This window comes from Bradyrhizobium sp. Ses1, assembly GCF_059512365.1.
The window spans coordinates 35375-41788 of sequence record NZ_JCAMOQ010000065.1 but is presented as its reverse complement, the minus strand read 5'-3'; the positions used below and the strand labels follow the sequence as shown (position 1 = coordinate 41788).

The 6414-nt window shown below is 62.2% G+C and carries 4 protein-coding genes; 2 read left to right on the top strand and 2 right to left on the bottom strand.

Features of this window, described 5'->3' with window-relative positions:
* Nucleotides 1-334 precede the first annotated feature (334 nt).
* Both AC5ZG5_RS40890 and AC5ZG5_RS40885 read left to right on the top strand, forming a co-directional pair.
* Nucleotides 335-1093, top strand: a complete 759-nt coding sequence (locus AC5ZG5_RS40890) for a Crp/Fnr family transcriptional regulator (protein WP_456646318.1) — start codon at nt 335-337, stop codon at nt 1091-1093.
* Nucleotides 1094-1859: 766 nt separating this feature from the next.
* The gene (locus AC5ZG5_RS40885) at nt 1860-3818 is read left to right on the top strand and encodes a hybrid sensor histidine kinase/response regulator (protein WP_456646317.1); all 1959 of its coding nucleotides are present in this window, start codon (nt 1860-1862) and stop codon (nt 3816-3818) included.
* 437 nt (nt 3819-4255) lie between these two features.
* Here the strand turns inward: AC5ZG5_RS40885 and AC5ZG5_RS40880 are convergent, their stop codons facing one another.
* Both AC5ZG5_RS40880 and gor read right to left on the bottom strand, forming a co-directional pair.
* A complete protein-coding gene (locus AC5ZG5_RS40880; RefSeq protein ID WP_456646316.1) occupies nt 4256-4660 on the bottom strand; it encodes a four-helix bundle copper-binding protein in 405 nt (134 codons plus the stop codon).
* 352 nt (nt 4661-5012) lie between these two features.
* Nucleotides 5013-6398, bottom strand: coding sequence for a glutathione-disulfide reductase (gene gor, locus AC5ZG5_RS40875; protein WP_456646315.1), 1386 nt, complete (start codon nt 6396-6398; stop codon nt 5013-5015).
* Nucleotides 6399-6414 lie beyond the last annotated feature (16 nt).

The following is a 6414-nucleotide window of genomic DNA, read 5'->3' as shown; positions in this document are numbered from 1 at the left end:
GCACGAAATTACTTCGCTGTCGTCGCTATCGCCGCAACTCTGCTCTGGCTAAGATAACTGTCCACGCGACCTAGCGCGATTTTGGATTTAGGCGCATAATTTTAGCGTTGCTGGTGGCGTTTATTCGCGGGCGTCGGTAACCGAGAGATCGGTTGTGCTCCCGCCGGCTGCGGACGCTAAGGCGCTTCGCGAAGAGGCTGCCAAGCTACCATCACTGCGTTTCAAGCAGGACACCTTAGCGAAATGAAAGACCATCAGGCGCGGCACCGCAGCCTGGCCCCCGAAATTCTCTGCAGAGAGCCGCACGTCCGTCGAGGGAAGGAGCTTTCCCGTGATGGAGCACCCTACCAGGGTTGGTAATCGACTGTTAGCTGCACTGCCGCCGGCAGATTTTAATTTGCTCGCTCCCTACCTCCGAAACGTATCGCTTGAACGCGACGAGGTTCTGATACGATCGACGGAGCGAATTGAGCAGATCTATTTCCCATGCAGCGCGACGATTTCGTTCATGCTGGACATGCCCAACGGACAAACGGTGGCAACCGCTGTCATCGGGAATGAGGCAGCCGCGGGGCTGATGTCGGCGCTGGGCCCCACCCGCTCTGAGGCGACCGCGATCGTGCTCGTCGCTGGGACATCGTTGCAGATTTCTCCTGCAAGATTTCATGCGGCCTTCAGCCACAGTGGCGCGATCAGGGATTTGGTTTGGGCCCACACCGGGGTCCTGATGACGCAATTCCAGTACGTGGGCGCCTGCAATGCGCTGCACTCGGTCGACGCCCGCTTGGCGCGGTGGCTGCTCCACATCCACGATAGAATTCATGGTGACATCCTGCCGGTGACGCAGGAGGAACTTTCGACGTTGCTCGGCGTGCGGCGAACGACCGTGACGCAGGTCGTGCACAAGCTTCGGGTGTCGCGCGCCATCCGGTCCAATCGGCGGGGTCTGATTGAGATTGACAGACCGCGGCTCGAAGCAGCGGCATGCGATTGCTACAAGGCTATGTGCCGTAGAATCGATTGCATTGTGTCGCCGCCGGAAAGGAGGCCTCACAGTCACGCTGCGCCGGGTGCACAAATTCCACGAGAGTGAGATCGCATTTTGCCCAAGTCCGGCATTGAGTCCATTTCGCCGTTCACGCTTGTGGCCTAATGGATTCTCGGATGTGCAAGAGCACATCATAGCTCGTCCTTCGCTTTAATGGTGGCTGGACCGTCGCTTCGATTGGCCGCGCTTCTTCTTCGCGAGCAAGCGCTTCAACTTGGCCCGCAGGCGAAGAATCTCTTCGTACTGGGCGCGCAGATCGTTTCTGATCCAGGGCGCTGATGGCGGCTCATTGCGGCGGTTGCGGTTTGGCATACCGCAACCTAGTGCCAACATTTCCCGGCCGCAGCACAATACCGGAATTAAGCTTGATGCTGCGGATTCAGGTTAATTCCGGAACCAGATTTCCTCGCTTTCCATCCGCGCCAACGCAAGCCGGATTTCCAAACAAACCAGAAAAGGCTGCGGCCGCAACGATCCATCGCAGCCCGCGGCTGCAGGAATAAAAATCCCCAGCTCCGCATGAGCTGGGGACCGGAGGCCTGCCGGACTCACAAGGGGTGTCAATAGTCCGGCACGTCATGCTCACAGCCGCCGCCGACTCGCGCCACAACCTATATCTATCCCTAGGGGTGAACCGGACCCGTCGATCATCACTGCCTACCGGTCACGGTAAGCCGTTTGGCCGATAGCGGAACTAGCTGGAGCTACTGCTATTATTGTCAGCAACACCGCCAATCGTGTAGCGCACAACCTGCACGGCCCCAATCACTCCGACCGAGTATGCCTCGACACGCGAGCAGCCTTCCCAAGCATGGAACACCCCGTAAACCAGATAGCGGACGCTGAACGCCTTCAACTCCTCATCGACGCCATTGTCGACTACGCCATCTACATGGTCGAGCCGGATGGCACGATCGCGAGCTGGAATTCCGGCGCCGCGCGCCTGAAGGGCTACCGCGCCGATGAAATCATCGGAAAATCGTTCTCGATGTTCTACCCACCCGAGGATCGCGACGCTGGGCTGCCAGACCGGGCGCTCGCCACTGCCCGCGAGAAAGGACGGTTCACCGCCGAAGGCTGGCGGGTGCGCAAGGACGGCAGCCGGTTCTGGGCAATGGTCGTGCTCGACGCCATCAAGGATGAACAAGGAAGGCTGCTTGGCTTCGCCAAGTTGACCCGCGACATCACCGAGCGGCAGGAGGCCCACCAGAGGCTGCTGGAGAGCGAGCAGCGCTATCGGCGGTTGATCGAAGCGGTCGTCGATTATGCGATCTTCCAGCTCGATGCTGCTGGCAACATCGTTACCTGGAACCCCGGTGCGCAGCGGATCAAGGGCTACGAGCCGGACGAGATCATCGGCCAGCATTTCTCACGCTTCTACAGCGAAGAGGATCGCGCCCTCGAGATTCCGAGGAAGGCGCTGGAGCAGGCCGCGCGCCAGGGCCGGTTCGAGGCCGAGGGCTGGCGAATCCGCAAGGATGGCTCGAAGTTCTGGGCCTCCGTCGTGATCGACAGGATCACCGACGAGAACGGCGAATTGATCGGATTTGCCAAGGTCACGCGGGACATCAGCGAGCGCAAGGAGGCCCAGGATAAGCTGGCGGAAATTCAAAACCAGCTGGTCGCCTCGCAGAAGCTCGAAGCGGTCGGACAGCTCAGCGGCGGCATCGCGCACGATTTCAACAACCTCTTGATGATCGTGATGGGCAATCTCGAAACCGCCGAACGCCATCTCAAGCAGGTTCCGGCCAACAGCAGCATCCAACGCGCGCTCGCTCACGCCAAGCGCGGCGCCCAACGTGCGGCCGCGCTGACCAGCAGGCTGCTCGCTTTCTCGCGCCGCCAGGCGCTTGACCCCAGGTCGATCAACCTCAACAACTTCCTGGCCGGCCTGCAGGACTTCCTGCAGCGGACCCTTGGTGAGCGGATCGAAGTGCAGACCGTCGGCAGCGCCGGCCTCTGGCAGGTGGAGGTCGATCCCAACCACCTGGAATCGGCGCTCGTCAACCTCGCGATCAACGCGCGCGATGCCATGCCGGAGGGCGGCAAGCTCACGATCGAAGCGGTGAACGTCGCCGCCGACGAGGAATATTGCTCACGCAATCCCGAGCTGACGCCGGGCCAGTATGTGGTCGTATGCGTCACCGACAACGGCGTGGGCATGAACCAGGACGTGCTGCATCACGCCTTCGAGCCCTTCTTCACGACAAAGGAAGCCGGCCACGGCACGGGCCTCGGTCTCAGCCAAGTCTACGGGTTCGTCAAGCAGTCGGGCGGACACGTCAAGATCTACAGCGAGGTGGGACAGGGAACAACCATCAAGATGTATTTCCCGCGCCACCATGGCGCGGTCATGGAAGCGGAAGAGATCAGCGAGCCTTTCGCCGAAGGCGACAAGGTTGAGACAATCCTTGTCGTTGAGGACGACGAAGATCTCCGCGCCTATGTAGGTGAGCTGCTGCGCGACCTGAACTATCGCGTGCTCACCGCTCCAAGCGCGCAAGCGGCGCTCACGCTGCTGCTGCAGGATCAGCCGCACATCAATCTCATGCTGACGGACGTGGTGATGCCCGGCATGAACGGCAGGGAACTGGGCAAACGAGCGATCCAAATCCGGCCGGAACTCAAAATCCTTTATATGACCGGCTATTCGCGCAACGCCATTGTGCACCAAGGCCGGCTGGATCAAGGGGTCGATCTCCTGGAAAAGCCCGTATCGCAAGCAAAGCTTGCTTTGCGCGTCCGCGAGATACTCGACCGCCCCGGTTAGCCGGATACGGACAGGCCCTCGGATGGCGGCCGGCGGGAGCCCCGCAGCGCCGCCGATGCTCCTGGCAGGTGAGATTTCTCCCCGCTATGGGCGCAAGGTGGCCTTTCGCGTAACGTGGTGAGGCTGACGGACAGTCGAGCGCTTCGCGCGTGAAGCGGCCACCGCGCACGACGAATCCTCCCAGATCAATTCGGTGCAGCGACCACACTCGAATATCCGAATACGCTCTCTTTTCTCCATGTCCCAAACTGTCTCCACGTGCGTCAGCGGCAGATGACAGTTTGGACAGCTCCATATGATGGCCAGGGCGAGCATGTGCTCCTCGCCGCTCTGCTCGAAACCAAAACTCCTGTTCTCATAAGCCAAGAGCGGCCGCTTCGTTCCGGCGGCAAGGCGCGGAATAGCCGCGTCGACAGATGGCTGTCGGGTCAGTTCCGTCAATGCGCCATGCTGCGTCCGGCCTCGTCACAGGCCTGCATGCAGCGGCGGCAGGCGTCGGCGCAGATGCGGCAATGCTCGTGCTCGCCTGCGTGCTTCTGGCATTCGTCGGCGCAGAGCCGGCAGGCAGCGGCGCAAGTGTGCAGCATGCGGCGGATCATTTCGTCGTCCCAGCCGGTCTGACGGGTGGCCATCCTGCCGGTGATATTGCAGACGTCTGCGCAGTCGAGATTGAGGCGGATGCATTGCGTCAGCGACTTGACCATGTCCTCGGCGAGGCAGGCGTCGGCGCAAGACGTGCAGATCTGGGCGCAGGAATAGCATTCCTCGATGCAGCGGACGAGCAGGCCATCGCCCTCGCCATGGGCCCGTGGGTGCCGACTGATCATTTCCTGGACTTGCATGGAACTCTCCGCAGGTTTTGAGGGGCTTCCTCGTTCGCCTAATCGCCGAACTCCGGAAAGGTTCTTTTGAGCGCTCGCTGGCGCGGAGGCGCCGCCGAGGAAGCAAAATGCGTTGCATGGGCATTCAAGTTTCCGGCGTCATGGCCGGATCGCCCCCGCTGCGCACCGTGTTCGCAGGGCTGTGGGCGGTGCGCAGCCTTGTGCAGTGAGACGGGAGCGTTGCCCCTCCGCCCTCGTCATTCCGGGATGCGTGCGCAGCACGCAGGCCCGGAATCCATCGGACCGCGGACGCGAATGGCAAGACGGATTCCGGGCTCGCGCTTCGCGCGCCCCGGAATGACGAGCGGGGGTACTACTCCGCGGCCTGCCTGACGTACCGCGCGCTTGGCGTGCGCATGGTCACGAGTTCTTCGGCGGCGGTGGGGTGTAGCGCGATGGTCGCGTCGAAGTCGGCCTTGGTCGCTTTCATCTTCACCGCGATCGCGACCACCTGGATGGTCTCGGCGGCGCAATCGCCGACGATGTGACAGCCGAGCACACGGTCGCTTACGCCGTCGACCACGAGTTTCATCAGCACGCGGGTGTCGCGGCCTGACATCGTCGCCTTGATGGGGCGGAAACTGGTCTTGTAGACGTCGACATGGCTGAACTGCGCGCGCGCCTCGGCCTCCGTCAGACCCACGGTGCCGACCTCCGGCTGCGAGAACACCGCGGTCGGAATGCTGGCGTGGTCGACCTGGACCGGGCGCTTGCCGAACACGGTGTCGGCGAAGGCGTGGCCCTCGCGGATCGCGACCGGCGTCAGGTTGTGGCGATGGGTGACGTCGCCGATGGCGTAGATGTTCGGCACCGAGCTTTTCGACCAGGCATCGACCGCGATGCCGCCATTGTCCGGATTGATGGCGACGCCCGCCTTCTCCAGGCCGAGATTGGCGACGTTCGGATGCCTGCCGATCGCGAACATCACCTTCTCGGAGGCGAGGCTCGAGCCGTTGGACAGATGCGTGGTGAATTCCTTGCCGTGACGATCGACCTTGGTAACGGTGCAGCCGGTCAGGATGGTGATGCCGCGCTTCTCCATCTCGGCGCGCACATGCTCTCGGACGTCCTCGTCGAAGCCGCGCAGGATGTTGTCGCCGCGGTAGATCACGGTGACGTCCGAGCCGAAGCCGGCGAAGATGCCGGCGAATTCCAGCGCGATGTAGCCGCCGCCCTGAATCACGATGCGCCGCGGCAACTCGGGCAAGTGAAACGCCTCGTTGGACGAGATCACGTGCTCGATACCGGGAATCACGGGCCCATGGTTGGGCGCGCCGCCGGTCGCGATCAGCACGTACTTGGCCTTGACCGTCTCGCCGGTCGCAAGACGCAGCGTGTGCGCGTCCTTGAAGATGGCCCGCGTCTTGACGATATGCGCGCCGGATTTTTCGACATTGGTGGTATAGGCCGCCTCCAGCCGCGCAATTTCCTTGTCCTTGTTGGCGACGAGCGTCGGCCAGTCGAACGAGGCTTGCGGGATGGTCCAGCCGAAGCCGGCGGCATCCTCGATCTCCTGCTGGACGTGCGAGCCGATCACGAACAGCTTTTTCGGCACGCAGCCGCGGATCACGCAGGTACCGCCCATCCGGTACTCTTCGGCGACCATGACCTTGGCACCATGGCCGGCGGCGATACGGGCGGCGCGAACCCCGCCCGAACCGCCCCCGATGACGAACAGATCGACGTCGTATTGAGCCATGGCGCTCTATGTCCTA